The organism is Pseudomonas sp. UYEF17, assembly GCF_040546125.1.
Taxonomy (GTDB): Bacteria; Pseudomonadota; Gammaproteobacteria; order Pseudomonadales; family Pseudomonadaceae; genus Aquipseudomonas; species Aquipseudomonas putida_Z.
The window spans coordinates 80,924-105,370 of sequence record NZ_JBEPNE010000009.1 but is presented as its reverse complement, the minus strand read 5'-3'; the positions used below and the strand labels follow the sequence as shown (position 1 = coordinate 105,370).

The following is a 24,447-nucleotide window of genomic DNA, read 5'->3' as shown; positions in this document are numbered from 1 at the left end:
GTCGTGACCTCGTACCAGCACCTCCCGGACAACGCCCCAGCCTCCTCCCCTCGCTACAAGCCCTACCACGGCCCCGCCGGTGGCTGGGGCGCGCTGCGCAGCGTGGCCAAGGCCTGGGTTGGCAGCGATAACGCGCTGAAGAACATTCGCGCGCTGCTCAAGACCAACCAGAACGGCGGCTTCGATTGCCCCGGCTGCGCCTGGGGCGACTCGCCGGAAAGCGGCATGGTCAAGTTCTGCGAGAACGGTGCCAAGGCAGTGAACTGGGAGGCGACCAAGCGCCGCGTCGATGCCGCCTTTTTCACCCGCTACAGCGTCACTTCGCTACTGCAGCAGAGCGACTACTGGCTGGAGTACCAGGGGCGCCTGACCGAGCCGATGGTCTATGACGCGTCCAGCGACCGCTACCAGCCGATCAGTTGGGACGCCGCCTTCACCCTGATCGCCCGCGAACTGAACAAGCTGGCCAGCCCTGACCAGGCCGAGTTCTACACTTCGGGGCGCGCCAGCAACGAAGCGGCGTACCTGTACCAGCTGTTCGTGCGGGCCTACGGCACCAACAACTTCCCCGACTGCTCGAACATGTGCCACGAGGCCAGCGGCGTGGCCCTGGGGCAAAGCGTCGGGGTCGGCAAGGGCACCGTCACCTTCGACGACTTCGAGCACGCCGACGCGATTTTCGTCTGGGGCCAGAACCCCGGTACCAACCACCCGCGCATGCTCGACCCGCTGCGCGATGCGGTAAAGCGCGGTGCCCAGGTGGTGTGCATCAACCCGCTCAAGGAGCGTGGCCTGGAGCGCTTCCAGCACCCGCAGAACCCGCTGGAAATGCTGACCAACAGCGACCGACCGACCAACACCGCATTCTTCCGCCCGGCCCTGGGCGGCGACATGGCGCTGCTGCGCGGCATGGCCAAGTTCGTCCTGCAATGGGAACGCGAAGCCCAGGCCAACGGCGAACCGGCAGTCTTCGACCACGCCTTCATCGCCGAACATGGCCATGGCGTCGACGACTACCTGGCGGTAGTGGATGCCACCTCGTGGGAGCACATCCAGGCCCAGTCCGGCCTGGCGCTGGCCGACATCGAACTGGCCGCGCGCATGTACTGCCGTGGCAAGCGGGTGATCATGTGCTGGGCGATGGGCATTACCCAGCACCGCCACTCGGTGCCGACCATCCAGGAAATCGTCAACCTGCAAATGCTGCGCGGCAATATCGGCGCGCCAGGCGCAGGCCTGTGCCCGGTGCGTGGTCACAGCAACGTGCAGGGTGACCGCACCATGGGCATCAACGAGCGCCCGCCGGTGGCCCTGCTGGACGCCATCGAGCAGCGCTTCGGCTTCCCCGTGCCCCGGCACAACGGCCACAACACTGTCGAGGCAATCCACGCCATGCTCGACGGCCGGGCCAAGGTATTCATCGGCCTGGGCGGCAACTTCGCCCAGGCAACGCCGGACACCGAGCGCACCGCCCAGGCACTGCGCAACTGCGAGCTGACCGTGCACATCAGCACCAAGCTCAACCGCAGCCACCTGGTGCATGGCAAGCAGGCACTGATCCTGCCGTGCCTGGGGCGCACCGACATCGACCTGCAGGCAGAAGGGCCACAGGCGGTAACGGTAGAGGACTCGTTCAGCATGGTCCACGCCTCCAATGGCCAGCTGAAGCCGCTGTCGACGCAGATGCGCTCGGAGCCGGCGGTCATCGCCGGTATCGCCGCCGCCACCCTGGGCAAGAAGCCCGTGGACTGGCACTGGCTGGTGGCTGACTACGACCGTATCCGCGAGCTGATCGGCGACACCATCGCTGGCTTCAGCGGCTTCAACCAGCGCCTGCGCGAGCCGGGCGGTTTCTACCTGGGCAACAGCGCTGCCAGCCGCGAATGGAATACCAGCACCGGCCGCGCCAACTTCAAGGCCAACCTGCTGCCCGACACACTGCTCGACGAGCGTGTACGCGCCAGCGGCCAGGTGCCTGACCTGATCATGCAGTCAATGCGCTCGCACGATCAGTACAACACCACCATCTACGGCCTGGACGACCGCTACCGTGGCGTGCGTGGCCAGCGCGAGGTGCTGTTCGCCAACGAAGCCGACATCATCCGCCTGGGCTTCCAGCCGGGGCAGCAAGTCGACATCGTGTCGTTGTGGGGGGATGAGCATGTGCGCCGTGTGCACGGCTTCACTCTGCTGGCCTTCGACATCCCGGCCGGGCAGGCGGCGGCGTACTACCCGGAGGTGAACCCGCTGGTGCCGCTGGAAAGCATTGGCGATGGCAGCCATACGCCGACGTCGAAGTTTATCGCCATCAAGCTGGAGCGGGCGCGGGACGACGGGCGCATCCTGTAGGAACGGTGCTGGCCTCTTCGCGGGCATGCCCGCTCCCACAGGAGTTCCACATGTTTCGATTCCTGTGCTGTACCTGTGGGAGCGGGCGTGCCCGCGAAGAGGCCGGAAGCCATGCCGCCAAAAACGAAAAAAGCCCTGTTCCATCAAGGTTCAGGGCTTCGTCATAAAGATCTCAGACAGCGAAAAAACGATAAAGTTTCACAGTAAATACAGTAAGTTAGAGAATTGTGTACAACTCGTGTTACTCGTCGGATTTCCGTTGCCAGGCGTGCCTGCAAGGCTCAAAAATCGCCTCGTCATCCTTATGAGGCTCTCTTGATGAAGAAGTACTCCTCGATACTGTTGTTGTCTTTCAGCTTGCTCAGCGGCGTTGCCATGGCAGGCGGCACCACCGAGGCCGGCATTGGCGGCGCATTGGGTGGGGTACTGGGCTCCGTGGTGGGCAACTCCATCGGTGGTAGCACCGGCGGCGCCATTGGTGCCGGCCTGGGCGGCGCGGCTGGCGGTGCCCTGGGTGCCGACAAGCGTCAGCGCGGGGAAGCCGCTATCGGCGGCGCGCTGGGCGCAGCAGGCGGTAACGTGGTCGGCCGCTCCGTGGGCGGCACTACCGGTAGCTACATTGGCGCAGCAGCCGGCGGTGGTGCCGGTGGCGCACTGGGTAACTACCTTGGTAAAGAGGCCGACAGAGACGATTACCACGAAGGCCGCCGCTACCGTCGTGGTTATGACGACGACCGCCGCCACTGGGACCGTGGCCACCACTACGGCCATCGCAAGCACAAGCGCCACTGGCGCGACTAACGCCTGAGGGCCTTGCCCCGGCAACAAAAGCCCCGCCCCTGCCAGCGGGGCTTTTTTATGCCTGCTGTTCCAGCAGCAAACCAGACAGGATCACCTGCAGCGCTTCTGGCAATGCCACTGGCCGGCCACTGGCGCGTTCGATGAACACCTGCACCACCGAGCCTGCCGCACACGCCTCCGGCTCGCCTGGGCGGAACAGGGCCAGGCGGTACTCCACCGTACTGCCCGCCAGGCGTGCCACCCCCAGCCCCACTTCCAGCACGTCCGGGAAGCCTGGCAGCGCGTAGAAATCCGCCGCCGAACTGACCACGAAGGCCGCCAGCTCGCCGTCACGCAGGTCCAGTTCGGCCTGTTCGACGAGGAACGCCTGGATGGCGGTTTCGAAGAAGCCGTGCACGGTGGCACCGGCGATGTGGCCGTTCAGGTCATTGTCCTGGGGGCGGGTGAGGATGGGGTGGAAGTGGGAGAAGGCAGTGCGCTGAGGGGATTCGGTCATCTGGCTGGCTCTTGTCTTCGCAATGGATGCTGACAGTGAAACAGAAAAACCGGATTTCCGCTGCTTGTGCCGGCCTCTTCGCGGGTCGCGATCCTCTGTAGGAGCGGCCTTGTGTCGCGATGGGCCGCAACGCGGCCCCGGGGGTTTCAGCTTCCATGCCTGAATTGCCGGGGCTGCTTTGCAGCCCATCGCGACACAAGGCCGCTCCTACAAGAGACTGCACCCGCCGGGAATCAGAAAACAAAAAAGCCGCCCCAAGGGGCGGCTTTCTCGTTGCGGGCGGGTGCAGCTTACAGCTGCGGGCCAGCGGCCTTGATGGCGTCGGAAACTTCGAACTTCTTGAAGTTTTCGATGAACAGCTTGGCCAGGCCTTTGGCGGCCTCGTCGTAGGCAGCCTTGTCAGCCCAGTTGGTGCGCGGGTTGAGCAGCTCGGTATCAACGCCCGGAACGGCCTTCGGCACGTCCAGGTTGATGATGTCCAGGTGCTCGGTTTCGGCACCGATCAGCGCGCCGCTCTGGATCGCAGCGATCACGGCACGGGTGGTCGGGATGCTGAAGCGCTTGCCAACGCCATAGCCACCGCCGGTCCAGCCGGTGTTGACCAGGTAGACCTTCGAGTCGAAGCCCTTGATACGCTTGATCAGCAGCTCGGCGTACTCGCCAGCCGGGCGCGGGAAGAACGGTGCACCGAAGCAGGTGGAGAAGGTCGACTTGATGCCGCTGCCCGAACCCATTTCGGTGGAACCGACCAGCGCGGTGTAGCCGGACAGGAAGTGGTAGGCCGCCTGCTCGTTGTTCAGGATCGAAACCGGAGGCAGAACACCAGTCAGGTCGCAGGTCAGGAAGATGACTGCGTTCGGCTCGCCGCCCAGGTTCGCTGCGGAACGCTTGGCAACGTGCTCCAGCGGGTAGGCCGCACGGCTGTTCTGGGTCAGGCTGACATCGGTGTAGTCGGCGTGCTTGTTGGCGTCGAGTACGACGTTTTCCAGCACGGCGCCATGCTTGATGGCTTTCCAGATGACCGGCTCGTTCTTCTCGGACAAGTCGATGCACTTGGCGTAGCAGCCGCCTTCGATGTTGAAGACCACGCCCTCGCCCCAGCCGTGCTCGTCGTCACCGATCAGGTAACGGCTTTCGTCGGCCGACAGGGTGGTCTTGCCGGTGCCGGACAGGCCGAAGAACAGGGTCACATCGCCTGCTTCGCCGATGTTGGCGGCGCAGTGCATTGGCAGCACGTCGGCAGCCGGCAGCAGGAAGTTCTGCACCGAGAACATGGCTTTCTTCATTTCGCCGGCGTAGCGCATGCCAGCGATCAGCACCTTCTTCTGGGCGAAGTTGATGATCACGCAACCGTCGGAGTTGGTGCCGTCACGCTCAGGCTCGCACACGAAGTTGGCGACGTTGAGGACCTGCCACTCGCCACGGCCAGCCGGGTTGTACTGCTCCGGGTTGATGAACAGGCAACGGCCGAACAGGTTCTGCCAGGCAGTCTGGGTGGTCATCTTCACCGGCAGGTAGTGCTCGGCGGCAGCCCCTACGTGAACGTAGGAAACGAAGTGATCCTGGGCGTTGTTGAACGCCTCGACGCGGTCCCACAGGGCATCGAACTTGTCGGCCGGGAACTTGCGGTTGATCGGGCCCCAGGAAATGGCGTCCTGGGTGGAAGGCTCTTCGACGATGAAACGGTCAGCCGGCGAACGGCCAGTACGGTGACCGGTCTCCACGACCAGTGCGCCAGTATCGGCTAGTACGCCTTCACCGCGTTGCAGCGCTTCTTTTACCAGCTCATCGACGCTCAGGTCGGTGTACACGGTGTTGTTGGCTTGCGTCATGAGATACCCCATCCGGCCCGAGGCCGAGTGCTCCAAACGTTTTGTAGTTGTCTTGAAAAAACTACTACAGCGAAAAAAGTGGCCGGATTATGCCAGAAACGCCCAAAAAAAGTAGGCCCCTCCTGTCAGAACTGCGCTTTTGCGCAATTCGACAGGAGATTGTCCTGTAGTTAAACGTTTCAGTGACGAGTTTCTGAGGCTACGTCAGTGCCGCCACCGGCAAACAGTTGCGCCACATCGCTGGCGTCGAAGAAATAGCGCTCGTTGCAGAACTGGCAATCGATCTCCACCTGCCCGCCGCATTCTTCCACCAGCGCCTTGGCATCGTGCTCGCCCAAACTGACCAGCGCATTGCCGGATCGTTCGCGCGAGCAGCTGCAATTGAAGCGCAGCGGCTGGATATCGAACAGGCGCACGGCATCTTCGTGATACAGGCGGTGCAGCAGGGTTTCGTTGTCTTCCGACCACTCTTCGGGCTTGAGCGTCTTGGCAAGGGCTACCACATGCTGCCAGCTGTCCTCGCGCTCTTCGTCGTCCGGCTGGCGATCGCGCGGCAACTGTTGCAGCAGCAAGCCACGGGCCTTGCCACCCACGGCGTTGAGCCAGAAGCGGGTGTTGAGTTGCTGTGACTGCACAAAGTAGTTGGTGAAGCATTCCGACAGGTCGGCGCCGTCGAGGTCGACGGTGCCCTGGTAGCGCTGGCCCTTGACCGGATCGATGGTCAGGGTCAGGTGGCCGTCGGGCATCAGCTGCGACAGGGTCGCATCCGCCGGGATCTGGTCCGCTTCGTAGCGGGCCATGCCACGGATGTCCCGGTCACCGGAACATTCCACCATCAACAGCGGGATCGGCCCTGCGGAACGCGCCTGCAGAATCAGCAGGCCGTCGAACTTCAGCGCCCCCACCAGCAAGGCGGTGGCGGCCATCAGCTCGCCCAGCAGTGCCTGCACCGGCTGCGGGTACTCATGACGCGCCAGCACCGCGGCGTAGCTGTCATCGAGAGACACCCACTCGCCGCGCACATCGCGCTCGTCGAAGATGAAACGTTGGGTGAAATCGGTATCAGGCAAGTCGCTCATAGGTTTTGGCTATCTGAAAATGATGACAAAATGGTTACAAGGGTTGTCGAAAAACATCCGAGAACCCCGTGACAGAGCGCTCACAAGGCGCTCCGATTCCTGTTTGCAATAGAGGTATTTTATGGATAATCGACCACTGTTCCAAGCAAGGTGGTCCTGGGGGCCATTGGCAGCCTGTACGCTGCTTCCTATCGCTCTACTGTGTTTCTGGTTATGGCCCATTGGCCAGATCTTGTGCCTGACTTTCGACGAGTGGCTGTTCCACAGCCTGAATGCGCCGCTGGCCGACAACACCACCTGGCGCTACATCTGGACCGTCGGTAGCCTGCGCCCATTCGACATCGTCGTCGGCCTGATCCTTCTGGCAGTGCTTATCCGTGGCGACTGGGTGTTCAAGGCAACCCAGGTGCGCCAGGCCTTTTTCGGCTTCCTGGTCACGCTAATCCTCTTAGTGGTGATTCGCGCGCTGTTTTCCAAGTGGGTGGATGCAGCCGGCTGGCAGCACAAGAGCCCTTCGATGATGTTCGACGAGGTGGTGCACCTCAGCGACTACTATCCGAACCTGGAGGCGGCCTGGGAGCTCAAGGACCGTTCCAGCAAGAGTTTCCCGGGGGATCATGCCTCGGTGCTGCTGGTCTGGGCGCTGTTCATGAGCGTGTTCAGCCGCCGCCTGGTGCAGTATCTGGTGGTCTGGGGGATGGCGGTGTTGTTCATGTTGCCGCGCCTGGTGGCCGGTGCCCACTGGGGGCAGGATGACTACATCGGCGGGCTGCTGATGGCAGTGCTGGCGTTGGGCTGGAGCTGCTACACGCCGCTGGCGGCCAAGGGGAGTGCAGTGCTGATGCGCTGGACGGCGCCGTTGTTCGCGATCGCGGCCAAGTTACCGTTGGTCGGGCGCTTGGCGGTGACCCGCTAGATCCTTGGGGCTACTGCGTAGCCCATCGCGACACAAGGCCGCTCCTACAGGGATTGCACAAGTTTCAAGGCTTGCGCAGTACCTGTGGGAGCTGGCTTGCCGGCGATGGCCGCAAAGCGGCCCCGGCTATTCGAAGCTCCCATGCAATTGGTGAATCTGCCGCCGCTGCTTCTTGGTCGGCCGCCCATCAGTGGTCACGCCCATCGCCCCGGCCTTGCGCAGTTCCGCCGCCTGCTCACGCCGGCGCACGCTGTCCTCGGTCTCTTCGTACAACGTCTGCGCCTCTGGCGCCCCACGCCGTACTACCGACAGAGCCTTCACCACCACGGTGCGCTCGTCGAACCCGGTGCGCAGCACGAACTCGTCACCCACCCGCGGCTCCTTGCCCGGCTTGCAGCGCTCACCCCGGCAATGCACCTTACCGCTCTCGATCGCCGCCTTGGCCAGCGCGCGGGTCTTGTAGAAGCGTGCCGCCCACAGCCATTTGTCCAGGCGGACCTTGTCGTCGTCTTCGGCTTTTTGTGCCATCCCGTTACCTCGAACGCTGTGTTTCATCGAACTGTACTACCGTAACGATCGGATGCAAAAAATCCCCGCCGTGCTTACAGTTCACCACCTCATCCGCAGGGTGCGTTTCGTGAAGACATTTGACCATTTGACTGTGATCGGCCTGCGCGAGTGGGTCGCCCTGCCCGACCTTGGCGTGGCCGGGCTGCGCGCCAAGATCGACACTGGCGCCAGCACCTCCAGCCTGCACGCCACCGAGGTGGAACCGTTCGAGCGCGACGGCCAGCCCTGGGTCCGCTTCACCGCACACCTGGGCTCGGTGGTGCAGTTGCGCCACCGCCGCTGCGAGGCACCGCTGGTGACCATGAAAACCATCAAGAGCTCCAACGGCCAGGCCCAGACCCGCTATGTCATCCGCACGTCACTGGCCCTGGGCGATGGTGTGTGGGAGGTGGAGTTCACCCTGGCCTGCCGCAAGAACATGCGTTATCGCCTGTTGCTGGGTTCCAAGGCCCTGATCCATGGCCAGCTGGTGGTCAACCCTGGCCTCAAATACGTACAAGACAAACCGGCCTTCCCGGCCACCCTTTCTACTGCCACAGGTGCTGCATGAAGATCGCTGTGCTGTCGCGCAATCCGCGTCTGTATTCCACCCGCCGCCTGGTCGAAGCCGGTACCCAGCGGGGCCACGAAATGGTGGTGATCGATACCCTGCGGGCCTACATGAACATTGCCAGCCACAAGCCGCAGATCCACTACCGCGGCAAGCCGCTGGAAGGCTTCGACGCGGTGATCCCGCGCATCGGTGCCTCGGTGACCTTCTATGGCTGCGCGGTGCTGCGCCAGTTCGAGATGATGGGCGTGTATCCACTCAACGAGTCGGTAGCGATAGCCCGCTCCCGCGACAAGCTGCGCTCGCTGCAACTGCTGTCGCGGCGCGGCATCGGCCTGCCGATTACCGGCTTCGCCCACTCGCCGGACGACATCCCCGACCTGATCCAGATGGTCAACGGCGCCCCGCTGGTGATCAAGGTGCTGGAAGGTACACAGGGCATCGGCGTGGTGCTGTGCGAAACCACCAAGGCCGCCGAATCGGTGATCGAGGCGTTCATGGGGTTGAAGCAGAACATCATGGTGCAGGAATACATCAAGGAAGCGGGTGGCGCGGATATCCGCTGCTTCGTGGTCGGCGACAAGGTCATCGCGTCGATGAAGCGCCAGGCCAAGCCGGGGGAATTCCGCTCCAACCTGCACCGCGGTGGGGTGGCCAGCCTGATCAAGATCACCCCGGAAGAACGCATGACCGCCATTCGCGCGGCCAAGGTGATGGGCTTGAGTGTGGCGGGTGTGGATATCCTGCGCTCCAACCACGGGCCGCTGGTGATGGAGGTGAACTCGTCGCCGGGCCTGGAGGGGATTGAAGTGACCACCGGCAAGAACGTGGCCGCCATGATCATCGAGCATCTGGAGAAGAATGGTGGGCCTAATCAGACTCGGACCAAGGGTAAGGGCTGAGATTTTGGGGCTGCTTTGCAGCCCATTCGCAGCACAAGGCTGCTCCTACAAGGGATCGCGCGCCCTGTAGGAGCGGCCTTGTGTCGCGAAAGGGCCGCAAAGCGGCCCCGGCAATCACACGGCATTACGCGGCAGCAACAGCCCCAAAGGCAACCGTACCCGCGCCTCGATCCCGCCACCAGAGCGATTGCGCAGTTCCACATTCCCACCATGCTGCGCCGCAATCCGCTTGACGATCGCCAGCCCCAGCCCGGTGCCCTTGCCACCCCGGGCCCGGTCACCACGAATGAACGGGTTGAAGATGGTCTCCAGCTCCGACTCGTCGATCCCCGTCCCGCGGTCCAGCACGCTCAGCACCACATACGGCGCACTCTCGTCGCCCGACACATAGGCGGCCACCTCGACCCCCTTGCCGGCGTGGTGCAGGGCATTGCCGATCAGGTTGCCCAGCATGCGCTTGAGCGAAACCCGGCGCAGCGGGAACGGTGGGATCGGCTCCAGGCACAGCCGCACCCGTTCTTCCGGCTGGTTGTACGGTGCCACCACTTCGCGCACCAGGTCGGCCAGGTCGACCTCCTCAACCGGCTCGTCACGGCCATCGCGGATAAAGGCCAGGAACTGGTCGAGGATCGCGTCCATGTCCTCGATATCGCGGACCATGTCGTCACTCAGTTCGCTGTCGCTGTCCAGCAACGACAGCGACAGGCGCAGGCGCGTCAGCGGTGTGCGCAGGTCGTGGGAAACCCCGGCCAGCATCAGCTCGCGCTCGCGCCCGGCCTGCTCGACATCCTCGGCCATCTGGTTGAAGGCCTTGTACACCTCGGTCATCTCGCTGGGCGTGTCGCTGATCGGCAGGCGCACGCTGCGCCCCTGGCCCAGCTGCCGGGCGGCGAAAACCAGGCGTTTGAGCGGCTGGTTCAGCTGGCGCACGAAGATCCAGGCCGAAGCTGTGGACAACAGGCCGATGGCCAGGAACCAACCCAGCACGTTCCAGATCTTCTGCCCACGCAGCGGGTGCGGGTACAGCGGTACCTTCAACCAACCCGGGCCCAGGCTTGGCGCATTGACCCACAACGCCGGCGGCGCATGAATGCGCAGCCGTACCTCGGTGTCTTCGCCCAACTCGGCCTGCATCTGCCGTTGGTAGATTTCGCTGTAGGGCCAGTGCTGCTCACCCTCGGGCACGCCCGAGCCGGTGACCCGGATAAGGCCTGCCGCTTCGGCGATCTTGTCGCGGTTTTCTTCGTCGGCCGCCCAATAGGCGCGCAGGGTCAGCGCAACACCGTGGCTGTACTGACGGTCGACCAGCACGTCCTCGTTCATCAGCAGGTAGACCAGGGTCAAGGCCTTGGAGAACAGGACGACGATCAACACCAGCCACAGGGTGCGGGCGAAGAAACTTTGCGGAAACCAGAGCGGTGTTTTCATCGACGGCGCGGCATCATTTACCGGCGTTTCCGTCCGGCACGAACACGTAGCCCACGCCCCACACGGTCTGGATATAACGCGGCTTGGACGGGTCCGGCTCGATCATGCGGCGCAGACGCGAGATCTGCACGTCGATGGAGCGTTCCAGCGCATCCCATTCGCGGCCACGCGCCAGGTTCATCAGCTTGTCGCGGGTCAGCGGCTCGCGTGCGTGCATCACCAGCGCCTTGAGCACGGCGAACTCGCCGGTGGTGAGCATGTGCACTTCGTCGCCACGCTTGAGTTCGCGGGTGGCCAGCGACAGCTCGTAGTCGCCGAAGGTGACCGACTCGTCTTCGCTACCAGGCGCACCCGGCACGCTCGGTGCCTGGCGACGCAGCACGGCCTTGACCCGGGCCATCAGCTCGTCCGGGTTGAACGGCTTGCCCAGGTAGTCGTCGGCGCCCAGCTCCAGACCCTTGATACGGCTGAGTTCATCGCCCTTGGCGGTGAGCATGATGATCGGGATCTGGTTGTTCTGCTGGCGCAGGCGCTTGCACGCCGACAGGCCATCCTCGCCGGGCAGCATCAGGTCGAGCACCACCAGGTTGAACACCTCACGCTGCAGCAGGCGGTCCATCTGCTCGGTGTTGGGCACCGCGCGGGCACGGTAGCCCTTGCTGGTGAAGAAACGTTCCAGCAGGCTGCTCAGCCCCGGGTCGTCGTCGACGATGAGAATCTTGTCACCTTCAGCGGTGTTTGGCGTGCCGGTCATGAATAACTCCTCTGATATCGCCGCGCATTATGGCGTAGCCATTGCTGCACGTTGCGTGAGCATTGTTAGCAGATTTTTCCCCCGGCGCCAGTTTCGGCTGGCCGGGCGCCATCACCGCAAGCCGTTTGCGATGGGTATAATGCGCGGCTTTCATCCAGCGCCGCCGGGCGAAAGGCCCACAGGCGACCCCCGTATTCACAAATGTCAGGTGGTTTACATGGACAGCATCAACAGCCGTATCGCCGAGGAACTGGGCGTACGCCCCCAGCAGGTCGAGGCGGCCGTGGGCCTGTTGGACGAAGGCTCGACCGTGCCCTTCATCGTCCGCTACCGCAAGGAAGTGACCGGTAGCCTGGACGACACCCAGCTGCGCCATCTGGAAGAGCGCCTGCGCTACCTGCGCGAACTCGACGAGCGCCGCGCCAGCATCCTGGCCAGCATCGAGGAGCAGGGCAAGCTGACCCCGGAACTGGCCCGTGAGATCAAGCTGGCCGATACCAAGACCCGCCTCGAAGACCTGTACCTGCCGTACAAGCAGAAGCGCCGCACCAAGGGCCAGATCGCCCTGGAAGCCGGCCTCGGCGAGCTGGCCGACGGCCTGTTCAACAACCCAGACCTTGCCCCGGAAAGCGAAGCCGCACGCTTCGTCAACGCCGACAAGGGCGTGGCCGACGTCAAGGCCGCGCTTGAAGGCGCCAAGTACATCCTCATGGAGCGCTTCGCCGAAGACGCCGCCCTGCTCGACAAGCTGCGCAGCTTCCTCAAGCAGGAGTCGGTGCTCAGCGCCCGCGTCGTGCCTGGCAAGGAAGAAGAAGGCGCCAAGTTCCGCGACTACTTCGCCCATGACGAACTGCTGCGCAACGCCCCGTCGCACCGCGCCCTGGCAATTTTCCGCGGGCGTAACGAAGGTGTGCTGAGCGCCTCGCTGAAAGTCGGCGAAGAACTGCCCGGCACCCTGCACCCGTGCGAACTGATGATCGGCAACCACGTCGGCATCGAGAACCGCAACCGCCCGGCCGACAAGTGGCTGGGCGAAGTGGTGCGCTGGACCTGGAAGGTCAAGCTCTACACCCACCTGGAAACCGACCTGTTCGGCGAGCTGCGCGACAACGCCGAAGGCGAGGCGATCAATGTGTTCGCCCACAACCTGCACGACCTGCTGCTGGCCGCCCCGGCTGGCCCGCGTGCCACCCTGGGCTTCGACCCGGGCCTGCGCACCGGTTGCAAGATCGCCGTGGTCGATGCCACCGGCAAGCTGCTGGACCACACCACGGTCTACCCGCACGCGCCGAAGAACGACTGGGACCGCACCATTTCGATCATGGCTGCACTGTGCGCCAAGCACTCCGTGGAGCTGATCGCCATCGGCAACGGCACCGCCAGCCGCGAAAGCGACAAGCTGGTGGCGGAGCTGGTCAAGAAGTACCCGGCGCTGAAGATCACCAAGATCATGGTCTCCGAGGCCGGCGCTTCGGTGTATTCCGCATCGGAACTGGCCGCCCGCGAATTCCCGGACCTGGACGTGTCGATCCGTGGCGCCGTGTCGATTGCCCGCCGCCTGCAGGACCCGCTGGCCGAGCTGGTGAAGATCGACCCGAAATCCATCGGTGTCGGCCAGTATCAGCACGACGTGTCCCAGCTGAAACTGGCGCGCGGCCTGGACGCTGTGGTCGAGGACTGCGTGAACGCCGTGGGCGTGGACGTCAACACCGCCTCGGTGGCGCTGCTGACGCGCATCTCCGGCCTCAACGCCACCTTGGCGCAGAACATCGTCGCCCATCGCGATGCCAACGGCCCGTTCGCCACTCGTGCTGCGCTGAAAAAGGTCAGCCGCCTGGGTGAGAAAACCTTCGAACAGGCCGCCGGCTTCCTGCGCGTGATGAACGGCGACAACCCGCTGGACGCCTCCGCGGTTCACCCCGAGGCCTACCCGCTGGTACAGCGCATTGCCGCCGACACCGACCGCGACATCCGCTCGCTGATCGGTGACAGCAGCTTCCTCAAGCGCCTGGACCCGAAGAAATTCACCGATGAAACCTTCGGCCTGCCGACCGTCACCGACATCCTGCAGGAACTGGACAAGCCTGGCCGCGACCCACGCCCCGAGTTCAAGACCGCCACCTTCCAGGACGGCGTCGAGGACCTCAAGGACCTGGAACCGGGCATGATCCTCGAAGGCGTGGTGACCAACGTCACCAACTTCGGTGCCTTCGTCGACATCGGCGTGCACCAGGACGGCCTGGTGCACATCTCGGCGCTGTCGGAGAAGTTCATCAAGGACCCACGTGAAGCGGTCAAGGCCGGCGACGTGGTCAAGGTCAAGGTCATGGAAGTGGACATCCCGCGCAAACGCGTCGGCCTGTCCATGCGCATGAGCGACACCCCGGGCGAGAAGGTAGACGGCAACCGCGGTGGTAACCGTGGCAATGGCGGCAACCGCCAGCAGCAGGCGCCGCGTCAGCGCGAAACCGCCACTGCGGCACCGGCCAACAACGCCATGGCCGCCCTGTTCGCCAACGCCAAGCAGCTGAAGAAGAAGTGATGGACGTTCCACGCGAATACGTCGAAAGCGCCTTCAGCCAGCTCCTCGGGTGCCGCCTGCAACGCCTGGAGACAGGTGTTGCCGAGGTAGCCCTGGCGCTCGAGCCACACTTGCGCAACCGCGGCCAGAAGCTGCACGGCGGGGCGATCTTCAGCCTGGTGGACATTGCCATGGGCCTGGCCTGCTCGGCCAGCCATGGCTTCGACCAGCAAAGCGTCACCATCGAGTGCAAGATCAACTACATGCGCGCCGTCAGTGACGGCGAGGTGCTGTGCACCGCCCGTGTGCTGCACGCCGGGCGGCGCACCCTGGTGGTCGACGCCGACGTAGTTCAGGGCGACAAGCTGGTGGCGAAAGCGCAAGGAACCTTCGCGGTTCTCTAGCTCACCAAGCAGTATCTGCGGTATTTTCGGCAACAGCCGGGGGCCGCTTCGCGCCCCATCGCCGGCAAGCCGGGCTCCCACAGGTAATCCACAAGCCTGAATATCGTGGTTTACCTGTGGAGCCCGGCTTGCCGGCGATGGGCTGCGAAGCGGCCCCCGAAGTCGGCGCTGCGCAATGCCGGAACCGCGTAAACCAGGCGACAACGCCAGTTCCTTTTCCCACTACCCTTGTAGACCGTCTTTTCTACCCCCATATTGGGGCGACTGACGCGTGAAGGAATACATCTTGAGCGACCTCCTCAACCGCCGCCTGAGCCTGCTCGGCGCCAATCTCCCCCTGCTCAAGCAGTGCCTGCACGGTATTGAGCGCGAATGCCTGCGCGTGACCGACGAAGGTCGCCTGGCCCAGACCCCGCATCCGCAAGCACTGGGATCGGCGCTGACCAACGAGCAGATCACCACCGATTATTCCGAGTCGCTGCTGGAGTTCATCACCCCGGCCCTGCCCGACCCGGCCAAGGTGCTGGAAAGCCTCGAAGAGACCCACCGTTTCGTCTACAGCAAGCTGGGCGACGAATACCTGTGGAGCCCGTCGATGCCCTGCACGCTGCCGGCCGAGGAGGACATCCCGATCGCCGAGTACGGCAGCTCGAACATCGGCAAGCTCAAGCACGTCTACCGCAAGGGCCTGGCCCTGCGCTACGGCCGCACCATGCAGTGCATCGCCGGTATCCATTACAACTTCTCGCTGCCCGAAGCGCTGTGGCCGTTGCTGCGCGCCGCAGAAGGCGGCAGCGAGAGCGACCGCGACTACCAGTCGTCGGCCTATATCGCGCTGATCCGCAATTTCCGCCGCTACAGCTGGCTGCTGATGTACCTGTTCGGCGCCTCGCCGGCCCTGGACAAAGGCTTCCTGCGTGGCCGCCCGCACCAGCTCGAAGAGCTGGACGCCGAAACCCTGTACCTGCCCTACGCCACCAGCCTGCGCATGAGCGACCTGGGCTACCAGAGCAACGCCCAGGCCGGCCTCACGCCGTGCTACAACAACCTGGCCAGCTACACCGACAGCCTGCGCAAGGCGGTGGGCACGCCCTACCCGCCTTACGTCGAAGTCGGCACGCACGTGGATGGCGAGTGGGTACAACTGAACACCAACATCCTGCAGATCGAAAACGAGTACTACTCGAACATTCGCCCCAAGCGCGTCACCTACACCGGCGAGCGGCCGATCCAGGCCCTGACCTCGCGCGGCGTGCAGTACGTGGAAGTGCGTTGCCTGGACATCAACCCGTTCCTGCCGGTGGGCATCGACCTGACCGAGGCGCGCTTCCTCGACGCGTTCCTGCTGTTCTGCGCGCTGGAAGACAGCCCGCAACTGGACAACGGCGAATGCGGCCAGTGCACCAACAACTTCCTGACCGTGGTCAAGGAAGGCCGGCGCCCGGGCCTGGAACTGCACCGCAATGGCCAGCCGATCGGCCTGAAGGCCTGGGCCAGCGAGCTGATCGAGCGTATTCGGCCACTGGCCGAGCTGCTCGACCAGGCGCAAGGCGGTGCAGAACACGGCAAGGCCCTGGATGCCCAGCAGGCCAAGGTCGACGACGCCTCGCTGACCCCGTCGGCCCAGGTACTGGCGCGCATGACCGAGCATGACGAAAGCTTCGTCAAGTTCTCCCTGCGCCAGAGCCGCATCCACGCCGAAACCTTCCGCGAGCAGCCACTGCCGGTCGAGCGCCAGCAGGCCTTCGAAACCCTCGCCCGCGACTCGCTGGCCGAGCAGTCGCGCCTGGAACAGCAGGAAGTCGGCGACTTCGACCTGTTCGTCGGCGCCTACCAGGCCAGCATCCTGGCGATCAGCAACTGATGACCCGCACTGCCACCCCGCGCAAGCCGCGCGCCAGCAGCCAGGCCAGGATCGAGGCGATCCTGGCGGCTGCACGCGAGTTGCTGGCCGAGCTGGGGGTGGCGAGCCTGTCGATCTACAGCGTGGCCGAGCGCGCGCAGATTCCACCGTCGTCGGTGTACCACTTCTTCGCCAGCGTGCCGGCGCTGCTGGAGGCGTTGACGGCCGATGTACACCGGGCCTTCCGTGAAGCGCTGAGCGCGCCGATCGACAGCAGTGCGTTCAACACCTGGCACGAACTGTCACGGCTGATCGAGCAGCGCATGCTGGATATCTACAACGAGGACGCCGCGGCGCGGCAACTGATCCTGGCCCAGCATGGCCTGAGCGAAGTGGTGCAGGCCGACCGGCAGCACGACATGGAACTGGGCGACTTGATGCACAAGTTGTTCGACCAGCACTTTCATCTGCCTGTGATGCCGGCGGATGTGGATGTGTTTGCCCTGGCCATGGAGTTGAGTGACCGGGTGTATGCACGGTCGGTGCAGCTGCATGAGGCGATCACCCCGCGCATGGCCGAGGAAGGCAAGCGAGTGTTCGAGGCGTATCTGGGGTTGTATCTGCCGCCATTTCTGGCCAAGCGTTCCAGCTGAGATCATTGGGGCCGCTGTGCGGCCCTTCGCGGGCACGCCCGCTCCCACAGGGTCCGCGCAAAACCTGAAACCTGCGCAGTACCTGTGGGAGCGGGCGTGCCCGCGAAGGGCTGCAAAGCAGCCCCATGGCCCACACCCATCACAGCTTGGCGATGGACACTTCAGTCGACTTCACGAAGGCAATCACCTCACTGCCCACCTGCAGCTCCAGCTCACGCACAGAGCGGGTGGTGATGACCGAAGTGACGATGCCCGAGGCGGTCTGCACGTCGATTTCCGACAGTACCGGGCCTTCCAGGATTTCCTTCACGGTGCCTTTGAACTGGTTGCGAACGTTGATGGCTTTGATGGTCATGATTTGATTCCTTCTCTATGGCTTCAGTCTGGTAAGTGAGTCAGTGCGCCCAACGCAGTTGCGTGGGCAAAGGGGCTACAGGATCCGGCTCGGGCGCAGCGCCCGGAGCCGACAGAACACGGTTGAGCACTTCGCTTTCCAGCGCGGCCAGGCGGTGCGAACCACGCGCCCGAGGCCGTGCCAGGTCGACAGTGAGGTCGAGCCCGACCTCGCCGTCCTCGATCAGGATCACCCGGTCAGCCACGGCGACTGCCTCGCTGACATCGTGGGTAACCAGCAACACGGTGAAGCCGTGCTGACGCCACAGGCGTTCGATCAGTTGCTGCATCTCGATACGGGTCAATGCATCCAGCGCACCGAGCGGTTCGTCCAGCAGCAGCAGGCGCGGCTGGTGAATCAGCGCCCGGGCCAGGGCCACGCGCTGCTTCTGGCCGCCCGACAGAGCCGCCGGCCATTCATTGGCGCGATCGGCCAGGCCAACCGACTCCAACGCTTCCAGCGCACGCGGGCGCCAGTCGCCGGACAGGCCCAGGCCAACGTTGTCGATCACTTTCTTCCATGGCAGCAGGCGCGCGTCCTGGAACATCAGGCGGGTTTCTTCACGGGCCTGCTCCAACGGCGCGGCACCGGCCAGCAACTGGCCTGCAGTGGGCTGGTCGAGACCGGCCAGCAGGCGCAGCAAGGTGCTCTTGCCGCAGCCACTACGGCCGACGATGGCGACGAACTGGCCGGCAGGAATATGCAACTCGATGCCCTTTAGTACCTCGCGCTGGCCAAAGGTCTTGCGCAGGCCGCTGGAAGCCAGCGGGATGCCACGCAGCAGGCGTGGCGGCTGTTCTTTGAGTACGGTCATGCGCCCTCCTTCTTCGCCACTTGATAGCCCGGGTGCCAGCGCAGCCACACACGCTCCAGGCCGCGGGCGGCGAGGTCGGCAAGCTTGCCGAGCACGGCATACAGGACGATGGCCAGCACCACCACGTCGGTCTGCAGGAACTCACGGGCGTTCATCGCCAGGTAACCGATGCCGGCATTGGCCGAAATGGTTTCGGCAACGATCAGGGTCAGCCACATGAAGCCCAGGGCAAAGCGCACGCCGACCAGGATCGAAGGCAATGCCCCGGGCAGGATCACCTGGCGGAACAGGCTGAAGCCGGACAAACCATAGCTGCGCGCCATCTCCACCAGCGCCGGGTCGACGTTGCGGATGCCGTGGTAGGTGTTCAGGTAGATCGGGAACAGCGTGCCCAGCGCGACCAGGAAGATCTTTGCCGACTCGTCGATACCGAACCACAGGATCACCAGCGGGATCAGCGCCAAGTGCGGCACGTTGCGGATCATCTGCACCGAGCTGTCGAGCAGGCGTTCGCCCCAGTTCGACAGGCCGGTGATGAAGCCCAGCACCAGGCCGATGCTGCCACCGATGACGAAGCCCAGCCCGGCACGCCAGCCACTGATGGCCAGGTGGGTCCAGATCTCGCCGCTGCGCACCAGCTCGACGCCGGCGCTGACCACGGCGCTGGGCGCCGGCAGGATGCGCGTTGACAGCCAGCCGGCGCTGACCGCCAGCTGCCAGGCAGCCAGCAGCAGTACCGGCAGCGCCCATGGCGCCAGGCGCTGGCCAAGGTTGTTGGAAGTTGCACGACTCATGGCCTGGCCCTCAGCTCTGCGCAACGGACTTGGGCAGGATGTCGTTGGCCACCATTTCGCCAAACGGGCTCACATAACCACCGGTCTTGGCTTGCTCCGGGCGTTGCACATCCAGGTGCGGGAACAGCAGCTCGGCCACCCGGTACGACTCTTCCAGGTGCGGGTAGCCGGAGAAGATGAAGGTATCGATGCCCAGCTCGGCATATTCCTTGACCCGCGCCGCGACGGTCGGGCCATCCCCCACCAGCGCGGTACCGGCACCACCACGCACCAGACCGACACCGGCCCACAGGTTGGGGCTGACTTCCAGCTTGTCACGGTTGCCGTTGTGCAGGGCGGCCATGCGTTGCTGGCCGACCGAGTCGAAGCGCGCCAGCGAGGCCTGGGCGCGAGCGATGGTGTCGTCGTCCAGGTGCGAGATCAGCTTGTCGGCAGCGGCCCAGGCTTCTTCGTTGGTTTCCCGCACGATCACGTGCAGGCGGATACCGAAGCGCACTTCGCGGCCCTGGGCGGCGGCTTTCTCACGCACCTGGGCAATTTTTTCAGCGACCGCACTCGGCGGCTCGCCCCAGGTCAGGTACAGCTCGACCTGCTCGGCGGCCAGGTCCTGCGCAGCTTCCGAGGAACCGCCGAAATACAGTGGCGGGCGTGGTTGCTGGATCGGCGGGTAGAGCAGCTTGGCGCCCTTCACCTGGATGTGCTTGCCGTCGTAGTCGACCACCTCGCCTTCCAGCACCTTGCGCCAGATACGGGTGAATTCCACAGAGGCTTCATAACGTTCCTGATGGTTCAGGTGCAGGCCGTCACCGGCCAACTCGTCCGGGTCGCCACCGGTCACCAGGTTGAACAGCGCGCGGCCGTTGGACAGGCGATCAAGCGTTGCTGCCTGGCGTGCCGCCACGGTCGGCGAAATGATCCCGGGGCGCAGGGCGACCAGGAACTTCAGGCGCTGGGTCACCGGGATCAACGATGCCGCGACCAGCCAGGAGTCCTCGCAGGAGCGCCCGGTAGGGATCAGGACGCCACCAAAGCCGAGCCGGTCGGCCGCCTGGGCGATCTGCTGCAGGTAGCCATGGTCGACGGCGCGCGCGCCATCGGAGGTGCCCAGGTACTTGCCGTCACCGTGGGTAGGAAGGAACCAGAAGATGTTAAGGCTCATTGGAGTTGTCTCCTCAAGGGGGCTCAGCCAGGGCGGCGCCCCGGCGCAGGCAAATCAATCAAGGCGCACTGGCGACCTTGGCCGGGGGTGTCCAGATCACGTCCTTGATGCTCAGCGGCTTGGGAATCAGCTTCAGTGCCTGGAACGTGTCGGCGATCTTCTGTTGCGCGGCCACCACTTCCGGGGTGAGCGGCGCGGCACCGTAGCCTTGGCGCTTGACCGAGGTCAGGGTGATGTCGGCAGGCAGGCCGAGCAGCGGCGCGACCTGGTCGGTCACTTCCTGCGGGTTGGCCTGGGACCATTGACCTACGGCACGCACTTCTTCGATCAGGGTGTTGATCACCGCCGGGTGCTGGGTCGCGTAGTTGCGGGTGGCCAGGTAGAACTGATGGTTGTCGACCAGGCCCTTGCCGTCACGCAGGGTATGAGCCTGCAGCTGTTTCTCGGCGGCAGCCTGGTACGGGTCCCAGATCACCCAGGCGTCCACGCTGCCGCGCTCGAAGGCGGCGCGGGCGTCGGCCGGGGGCAGGTACACCGGCTGGATGTCGCTGTATTTCAGGCCTGCGTCTTCCAGGGCGCGAACCAGCAGGTAGTGAACGTTGGAGCCTTTGTTGAGGGCGACTTTCTTGCCCTTGAGGTCTTTGACCGACTGGATCGGCGAGCCCTTCGGCACCAGGATCGCCTCGCTGTGTGGCGCTGGCGGCTCGTAGGCGACGTACAGCAGGTCGGCACCGGCGGCCTGGGCGAACACCGGCGGGGTTTCACCGGTGACACCAAAGTCGATGGAGCCGACGTTCAGCCCCTCAAGCAGCTGCGGGCCGCCGGGGAACTCGGTCCATTGCACCTGCACGCCCTGCTCGGCCAGGCGCTTTTCCAGCGTGCCCTTGGCCTTGAGCAGCACCAGGGTGCCGTATTTCTGGTAACCGATACGCAGGCTCTCGGCCTGGGCTTGGGTGATGGCGCCGAAGGACACAGCCGCCGCAAACAGGGCGACCAGACCGCGACGCAAGAAGACTGTGCGCATGGCGCTCTCCTGTGCGAGTGGGTTCGGGTTGCACCTGCTTGCCTCGTTGTCGGGCGAGTAAGGTGGTAAAGCGGGTTGGGCCGGTCAGATGCTCCAGCGAGCGCTGATCAGGCGTTCGTTCAATACGCCGGGGGCCACGGGGCGCGGCCGACGGGCCAGTGCAACGTGGAAGGTTTCCAGCGCGTCCTGCAGGCGCTCTTCCAGCGCTGCTACCAGCTGCGCGGGCCTGGAGCCTTCTGCGTAGGCGACCTGGCTGTCGTCGGCGAAGATCCCTTGCAGGGTCTCTTGCGCCTTGAGTGCCGACAGCACGGGTTTCAGTGCGTAATCCACCGCCAGCATGTGGGCGATGCTGCCGCCGGTGGCGATCGGCAACACGATCTTGTGTGCCAGGGCGCGTTCGGGCAGCAGGTCGAGCAAGGTTTTCAGGGCACCGGCAAACGAGGCCTTGTACACCGGCGTGGCGACGATCAGGCCATCGGCCTGGGCCACCAGCTGCTGGAAGTGCTGCACCTGCGGGCTGTCGAATCGGGCGTGCAGCAGGTCTTCGGCGGGAAAGTCACGTACCTGGAACGTCACTACCTCGACGCCACGGTCCTGCAGCCACTGGCGAGAACGCTCCAGCAGCACGCCGGAGCGTGAACGGGTACTGGGGCTACCACCGATTGAGACGACCAGCATTGCAGCGCTTCCTTGTGTTCTGTTGGAGGTGACATTAACAGTCGCCGCATATATCTAGAAATCATATTTTTTCATTTGTTTATTCCATTTTTATCAATCTCCTGTTTTGGCCCTTTCGCGGGTAAACCCGCTCCCACAGGGACCGCACAAGGCCTGAGACTTGCGCTATCCCTGTGGGAGCGGGTTTACCCGCGAAGAAGCCCACGCAGTTTCAGCAGGCATAAAAAAGGGCCGTCGAAACGGCCCGAATATCCCTGCTTTGGCTAAGAGCAATGCAACGAGGAATCCTTTAACGATTGGGCTGCGGGGTCAGCCGCAGATAGGGTTTGACCGCCCGGTAACCTTTGGGGAAGCGCTGCTTGATCTCTTCCTCGTCCTTCAGCGAGGGCACGATCACGACGTCGTCACCGTCCTGCCAGTTACCTGGTGTGGCGACCTTGTGGTTGTCGGTCAGCTGCAGCGAGTCGATCACCCGCAAGATTTCGTTGAAGTTGCGCCCGGTACTGGCCGGGTAGGTGATGGTCAGGCGCACCTTCTTGTTCGGGTCGATGACGAACAGCGAGCGCACGGTCAGGGTGTCGCTGGCGTTCGGGTGGATCAGGTCGTACAGGTCGGACACCTTGCGGTCGGCGTCGGCAATGATCGGGAAGTTGACCACGGTGTTCTGGGTTTCGTTGATGTCATCGATCCAGCGGTGGTGCGAATCGACCGGGTCCACCGACAGGGCGATGGCCTTGACCCCGCGTTTGGCGAAATCGTCCTTCAGCTTGGCGGTAAGGCCCAGTTCGGTGGTGCACACCGGGGTGAAATCGGCCGGGTGAGAGAACAACACCCCCCAGCTGTTGCCCAGCCACTCGTGGAAGCGGATCTTGCCTTCGCTGGAATCCTGTTCGAAATCGGGGGCGATATCGCCGAGTTTTAGGCTCATGGGCTGCGGCTCCTGTGCTGGGTTATCTACCGTGTGGGTTCAATGTGCCTGCATTCGATTAAAAATAAAAAGAATAAATACTGATTTATTTATAACCATTCGGCATACGAAATTGCAGACACAAAAAAGCCTCGCACTAGGCGAGGCTTCTTGTTCAGCTACGGCTTACATGAAGTTGTAAGTGTAGTTCACGATGAAGCGAGTCTGATCTTTGTCGACTGGCGCTTCACCCTCACCACGGTAGACACCGTGACGCAGGCTAGCGCCCAGGCCCTTGAGGGTGCCTTCCTGGATCACATAGTCGATACGAGCGTCACGTTCCCACTCGTGGTAAGTACCGTTACCGGAGAAGTTACGGATATCGGTACCGCGCAGGTAGGCGACCGAAGCCTTCAGGCCAGGCACGCCAACGCGGGCGAAGTCATAGCTGTACTGGCCGAAGGTGGTGTTGGTACCAGCACGGGCGAACTGGTTGATCATACTATCGGTGAACAAGTAGAAGCTCGCGCCACCTGCACCTTCTGGTCGGCCATTGCCATCGGTCACCGAACCTTGGTTCAACCAGACGAAACCACCGTCATCGCTAACTTGCTGATGACCCAGCATCAAGGCATGGCCACCCAAGCTGTAGGTAAACATGGCAGACCAGGTCTTGTTGTCGACCTCGCCATTGTTCTTGCGATAGCCGCCGTTGTTGTTGAAGCTGTATTCGCCAGGCCCGTTCTTGCCATCGCTACTGCTGTCGAAGTATCGCAGATCAGTCTTGAACGATTGGTCATCGGAAATCTTGAAGATGTGGGTAGCACCCAGGAAGTGCTGCTTGTAGAAGTCTTTCAGATTCGAGTAGTAGTACTGCAGCGTCAGGTCAGGGGTGAGCTTGTAGTCCAGGCCACCGTAGATGAACTTGTTGCTGTCGGCAGTAGCACCGTTGACCGACAGGCCAGTACGGTTGCTCGAAGCACGCCCCATAGCGTGGGTCAGCTGACCGGCGTTGATGGTCAAGTTGTCGATTTCTTTCGACTGGATGGTGCCGCCTTCGAAGGTTTGCGGCAGCAAACGACCATCGTTGGAGACCAGAATCGGCAGGTTCGGCGCCAGGGCGCTACCGAAGTGGGCCTCGGTTTTGGAGAAACGAGCCTTGGCGTTACCACCAATACGAGCCCACTGGCTCACGGCGGAACCATCGGTGTCGCTCGGGAAGAAGGTGCTGCTATTCGGGTGCTTGCCGCGACCGCCGTCGAGGTGGATACCCCACAGAGCTTGTACATCAACGCCGAAGCCTACGGTGCCCTCGGTGAAACCGGAAAGGTAGTCGAGCTTGAAGCCCTGACCCGACTCACGGTTGTCAGCACCACCTTCGCGGTTGTCATCGTTGAAGTACATGGTGCGCGAGCTGAGCGACAGTTTGCTGTCTTCAACGAAACCGGCAGCGCCTGCTTGTTGGGCGAGAACCCCCAGTGCCACGGCCAGTGCCAGGCTGGACTTGTACATGTTTTGCTCCTCTACGTTCTAATTCTTGTGTATCTCTGGCGGTGGGATCTGCTGCCCCGCTCACCGT

Annotated in this window: 23 protein-coding genes; 9 read left to right on the top strand and 14 right to left on the bottom strand. The window is 63.5% G+C overall.

The features are described 5' to 3' along the window. Positions 1-3 precede the first annotated feature (3 nt). On the top strand, positions 4-2,349 hold the full coding sequence (locus tag ABIB24_RS15765) for an FdhF/YdeP family oxidoreductase (protein ID WP_137162776.1): 2,346 nt from the start codon (positions 4-6) through the stop codon (positions 2,347-2,349). Between the two features lie 318 nt (positions 2,350-2,667). Further along, complete coding sequence (locus ABIB24_RS15760) at positions 2,668-3,150, top strand: YMGG-like glycine zipper-containing protein (RefSeq protein WP_085599970.1); 483 nt, start codon at positions 2,668-2,670, stop codon at positions 3,148-3,150. Between the two features lie 55 nt (positions 3,151-3,205). On the opposite strand, the gene ABIB24_RS15755 is transcribed toward ABIB24_RS15760, so the two are convergent. The 3 genes from ABIB24_RS15755 to hslO form a co-directional block, all read right to left on the bottom strand. Continuing rightward, positions 3,206-3,646, bottom strand: a complete 441-nt coding sequence (locus ABIB24_RS15755) for an acyl-CoA thioesterase (RefSeq protein ID WP_274078835.1) — start codon at positions 3,644-3,646, stop codon at positions 3,206-3,208. A 290-nt stretch (positions 3,647-3,936) separates the two neighbouring features. Continuing rightward, positions 3,937-5,478 carry a phosphoenolpyruvate carboxykinase gene (locus ABIB24_RS15750; RefSeq protein ID WP_061550685.1) on the bottom strand — a complete coding sequence of 514 codons (1,542 nt, stop codon included), beginning with the start codon at positions 5,476-5,478 and terminating at the stop codon, positions 3,937-3,939. Between the two features lie 179 nt (positions 5,479-5,657). Beyond that, positions 5,658-6,557 (bottom strand): Hsp33 family molecular chaperone HslO, encoded by a 900-nt coding sequence (gene hslO / locus ABIB24_RS15745; RefSeq protein ID WP_137162774.1) that lies wholly within the window; start codon positions 6,555-6,557, stop codon positions 5,658-5,660. A 121-nt stretch (positions 6,558-6,678) separates the two neighbouring features. Here hslO and ABIB24_RS15740 point away from each other — a divergent pair, with 121 nt between their 5' ends. Next, entirely contained in the window at positions 6,679-7,473 is a 795-nt protein-coding gene (locus ABIB24_RS15740) for a phosphatase PAP2 family protein (RefSeq protein ID WP_274078834.1), read from the top strand. A 126-nt stretch (positions 7,474-7,599) separates the two neighbouring features. Here the strand turns inward: ABIB24_RS15740 and ABIB24_RS15735 are convergent, their stop codons facing one another. Continuing rightward, a complete protein-coding gene (locus ABIB24_RS15735; RefSeq protein ID WP_013970457.1) occupies positions 7,600-8,001 on the bottom strand; it encodes an RNA-binding S4 domain-containing protein in 402 nt (133 codons plus the stop codon). A gap of 109 nt (positions 8,002-8,110) precedes the next feature. Between ABIB24_RS15735 and rimB the strand changes: the two genes are divergently transcribed. Both rimB and rimK read left to right on the top strand, forming a co-directional pair. Next, entirely contained in the window at positions 8,111-8,593 is a 483-nt protein-coding gene (gene rimB, locus ABIB24_RS15730; RefSeq protein ID WP_003257436.1) for a retropepsin-like aspartic endopeptidase RimB, read from the top strand. Continuing rightward, positions 8,590-9,495: a 30S ribosomal protein S6--L-glutamate ligase gene (gene rimK, locus ABIB24_RS15725; RefSeq protein WP_013970455.1), complete on the top strand. Its 906-nt coding sequence runs from the start codon at positions 8,590-8,592 to the stop codon at positions 9,493-9,495. The genes rimB and rimK overlap by 4 nt, the downstream gene beginning before the upstream one ends. 114 nt (positions 9,496-9,609) lie before the next feature. On the opposite strand, the gene ABIB24_RS15720 is transcribed toward rimK, so the two are convergent. Continuing rightward, complete coding sequence (locus ABIB24_RS15720) at positions 9,610-10,923, bottom strand: ATP-binding protein (protein WP_013970454.1); 1,314 nt, start codon at positions 10,921-10,923, stop codon at positions 9,610-9,612. Between the two features lie 13 nt (positions 10,924-10,936). Further along, entirely contained in the window at positions 10,937-11,677 is a 741-nt protein-coding gene (gene ompR / locus ABIB24_RS15715; protein ID WP_012270052.1) for an osmolarity response regulator transcription factor OmpR, read from the bottom strand. A 217-nt stretch (positions 11,678-11,894) separates the two neighbouring features. Between ompR and ABIB24_RS15710 the strand changes: the two genes are divergently transcribed. The 4 genes from ABIB24_RS15710 to ABIB24_RS15695 all read left to right on the top strand — a co-directional run bounded on the left by ABIB24_RS15710 (position 11,895) and on the right by ABIB24_RS15695 (position 17,098). Beyond that, on the top strand, positions 11,895-14,219 hold the full coding sequence (locus ABIB24_RS15710) for a Tex family protein (RefSeq protein ID WP_354316845.1): 2,325 nt from the start codon (positions 11,895-11,897) through the stop codon (positions 14,217-14,219). Further along, positions 14,219-14,602: a PaaI family thioesterase gene (locus ABIB24_RS15705; protein WP_003257433.1), complete on the top strand. Its 384-nt coding sequence runs from the start codon at positions 14,219-14,221 to the stop codon at positions 14,600-14,602. The genes ABIB24_RS15710 and ABIB24_RS15705 overlap by 1 nt, the downstream gene beginning before the upstream one ends. Before the next feature lie 286 nt (positions 14,603-14,888). Further along, entirely contained in the window at positions 14,889-16,466 is a 1,578-nt protein-coding gene (gene gshA / locus ABIB24_RS15700) for a glutamate--cysteine ligase (protein ID WP_274078833.1), read from the top strand. After that, a complete protein-coding gene (locus ABIB24_RS15695) occupies positions 16,466-17,098 on the top strand; it encodes a TetR/AcrR family transcriptional regulator (protein ID WP_025337328.1) in 633 nt (210 codons plus the stop codon). Before gshA ends, ABIB24_RS15695 begins: the two co-directional genes overlap by 1 nt. A 139-nt stretch (positions 17,099-17,237) precedes the next feature. Here the strand turns inward: ABIB24_RS15695 and ABIB24_RS15690 are convergent, their stop codons facing one another. From ABIB24_RS15690 to ABIB24_RS15655, 8 genes are all read right to left on the bottom strand, one after another. Continuing rightward, complete coding sequence (locus tag ABIB24_RS15690) at positions 17,238-17,453, bottom strand: TOBE domain-containing protein (protein ID WP_003255829.1); 216 nt, start codon at positions 17,451-17,453, stop codon at positions 17,238-17,240. Between the two features lie 40 nt (positions 17,454-17,493). Beyond that, on the bottom strand, positions 17,494-18,306 hold the full coding sequence (gene ssuB / locus ABIB24_RS15685) for an aliphatic sulfonates ABC transporter ATP-binding protein (protein WP_013970450.1): 813 nt from the start codon (positions 18,304-18,306) through the stop codon (positions 17,494-17,496). Further along, a complete protein-coding gene (ssuC, locus tag ABIB24_RS15680) occupies positions 18,303-19,100 on the bottom strand; it encodes an aliphatic sulfonate ABC transporter permease SsuC (protein ID WP_274078832.1) in 798 nt (265 codons plus the stop codon). Before ssuC ends, ssuB begins: the two co-directional genes overlap by 4 nt. A gap of 10 nt (positions 19,101-19,110) precedes the next feature. After that, complete coding sequence (gene ssuD, locus ABIB24_RS15675; RefSeq protein ID WP_025337326.1) at positions 19,111-20,259, bottom strand: FMNH2-dependent alkanesulfonate monooxygenase; 1,149 nt, start codon at positions 20,257-20,259, stop codon at positions 19,111-19,113. A gap of 58 nt (positions 20,260-20,317) precedes the next feature. Continuing rightward, a complete protein-coding gene (locus tag ABIB24_RS15670) occupies positions 20,318-21,283 on the bottom strand; it encodes a sulfonate ABC transporter substrate-binding protein (RefSeq protein ID WP_025337325.1) in 966 nt (321 codons plus the stop codon). Between the two features lie 84 nt (positions 21,284-21,367). Next, a complete protein-coding gene (gene ssuE, locus ABIB24_RS15665; RefSeq protein ID WP_024087992.1) occupies positions 21,368-21,961 on the bottom strand; it encodes an NADPH-dependent FMN reductase in 594 nt (197 codons plus the stop codon). Between the two features lie 289 nt (positions 21,962-22,250). Continuing rightward, positions 22,251-22,889: a peroxiredoxin gene (locus ABIB24_RS15660; protein ID WP_013970445.1), complete on the bottom strand. Its 639-nt coding sequence runs from the start codon at positions 22,887-22,889 to the stop codon at positions 22,251-22,253. A gap of 165 nt (positions 22,890-23,054) precedes the next feature. Beyond that, positions 23,055-24,380 carry an OprD family outer membrane porin gene (locus ABIB24_RS15655; protein ID WP_274078830.1) on the bottom strand — a complete coding sequence of 442 codons (1,326 nt, stop codon included), beginning with the start codon at positions 24,378-24,380 and terminating at the stop codon, positions 23,055-23,057. Positions 24,381-24,447 lie beyond the last annotated feature (67 nt).

Bases quoted from the DNA above. Each gene is read 5' to 3' on its own strand.
- rimK (WP_013970455.1), top strand. From the start codon at position 8,590: ATGAAGATCGCTGTGCTGTCGCGCAATCCGCGTCTGTATTCCACCCGC.
- ssuC (WP_274078832.1), bottom strand. From the start codon at position 19,100: ATGAGTCGTGCAACTTCCAACAACCTTGGCCAGCGCCTGGCGCCATGG.
- ssuB (WP_013970450.1), bottom strand. From the start codon at position 18,306: ATGACCGTACTCAAAGAACAGCCGCCACGCCTGCTGCGTGGCATCCCG.
- ABIB24_RS15695 (WP_025337328.1), top strand. From the start codon at position 16,466: ATGACCCGCACTGCCACCCCGCGCAAGCCGCGCGCCAGCAGCCAGGCC.
- ssuE (WP_024087992.1), bottom strand. From the start codon at position 21,961: ATGCTGGTCGTCTCAATCGGTGGTAGCCCCAGTACCCGTTCACGCTCC.
- ABIB24_RS15740 (WP_274078834.1), top strand. From the start codon at position 6,679: ATGGATAATCGACCACTGTTCCAAGCAAGGTGGTCCTGGGGGCCATTG.
- ABIB24_RS15670 (WP_025337325.1), bottom strand. From the start codon at position 21,283: ATGCGCACAGTCTTCTTGCGTCGCGGTCTGGTCGCCCTGTTTGCGGCG.
- ABIB24_RS15690 (WP_003255829.1), bottom strand. From the start codon at position 17,453: ATGACCATCAAAGCCATCAACGTTCGCAACCAGTTCAAAGGCACCGTG.
- ssuD (WP_025337326.1), bottom strand. From the start codon at position 20,259: ATGAGCCTTAACATCTTCTGGTTCCTTCCTACCCACGGTGACGGCAAG.
- hslO (WP_137162774.1), bottom strand. From the start codon at position 6,557: ATGAGCGACTTGCCTGATACCGATTTCACCCAACGTTTCATCTTCGAC.
- ABIB24_RS15760 (WP_085599970.1), top strand. From the start codon at position 2,668: ATGAAGAAGTACTCCTCGATACTGTTGTTGTCTTTCAGCTTGCTCAGC.
- ABIB24_RS15710 (WP_354316845.1), top strand. From the start codon at position 11,895: ATGGACAGCATCAACAGCCGTATCGCCGAGGAACTGGGCGTACGCCCC.
- ABIB24_RS15655 (WP_274078830.1), bottom strand. From the start codon at position 24,380: ATGTACAAGTCCAGCCTGGCACTGGCCGTGGCACTGGGGGTTCTCGCC.
- ABIB24_RS15705 (WP_003257433.1), top strand. From the start codon at position 14,219: ATGGACGTTCCACGCGAATACGTCGAAAGCGCCTTCAGCCAGCTCCTC.
- ompR (WP_012270052.1), bottom strand. From the start codon at position 11,677: ATGACCGGCACGCCAAACACCGCTGAAGGTGACAAGATTCTCATCGTC.
- ABIB24_RS15720 (WP_013970454.1), bottom strand. From the start codon at position 10,923: ATGAAAACACCGCTCTGGTTTCCGCAAAGTTTCTTCGCCCGCACCCTG.
- ABIB24_RS15660 (WP_013970445.1), bottom strand. From the start codon at position 22,889: ATGAGCCTAAAACTCGGCGATATCGCCCCCGATTTCGAACAGGATTCC.
- ABIB24_RS15755 (WP_274078835.1), bottom strand. From the start codon at position 3,646: ATGACCGAATCCCCTCAGCGCACTGCCTTCTCCCACTTCCACCCCATC.
- ABIB24_RS15735 (WP_013970457.1), bottom strand. From the start codon at position 8,001: ATGGCACAAAAAGCCGAAGACGACGACAAGGTCCGCCTGGACAAATGG.
- ABIB24_RS15750 (WP_061550685.1), bottom strand. From the start codon at position 5,478: ATGACGCAAGCCAACAACACCGTGTACACCGACCTGAGCGTCGATGAG.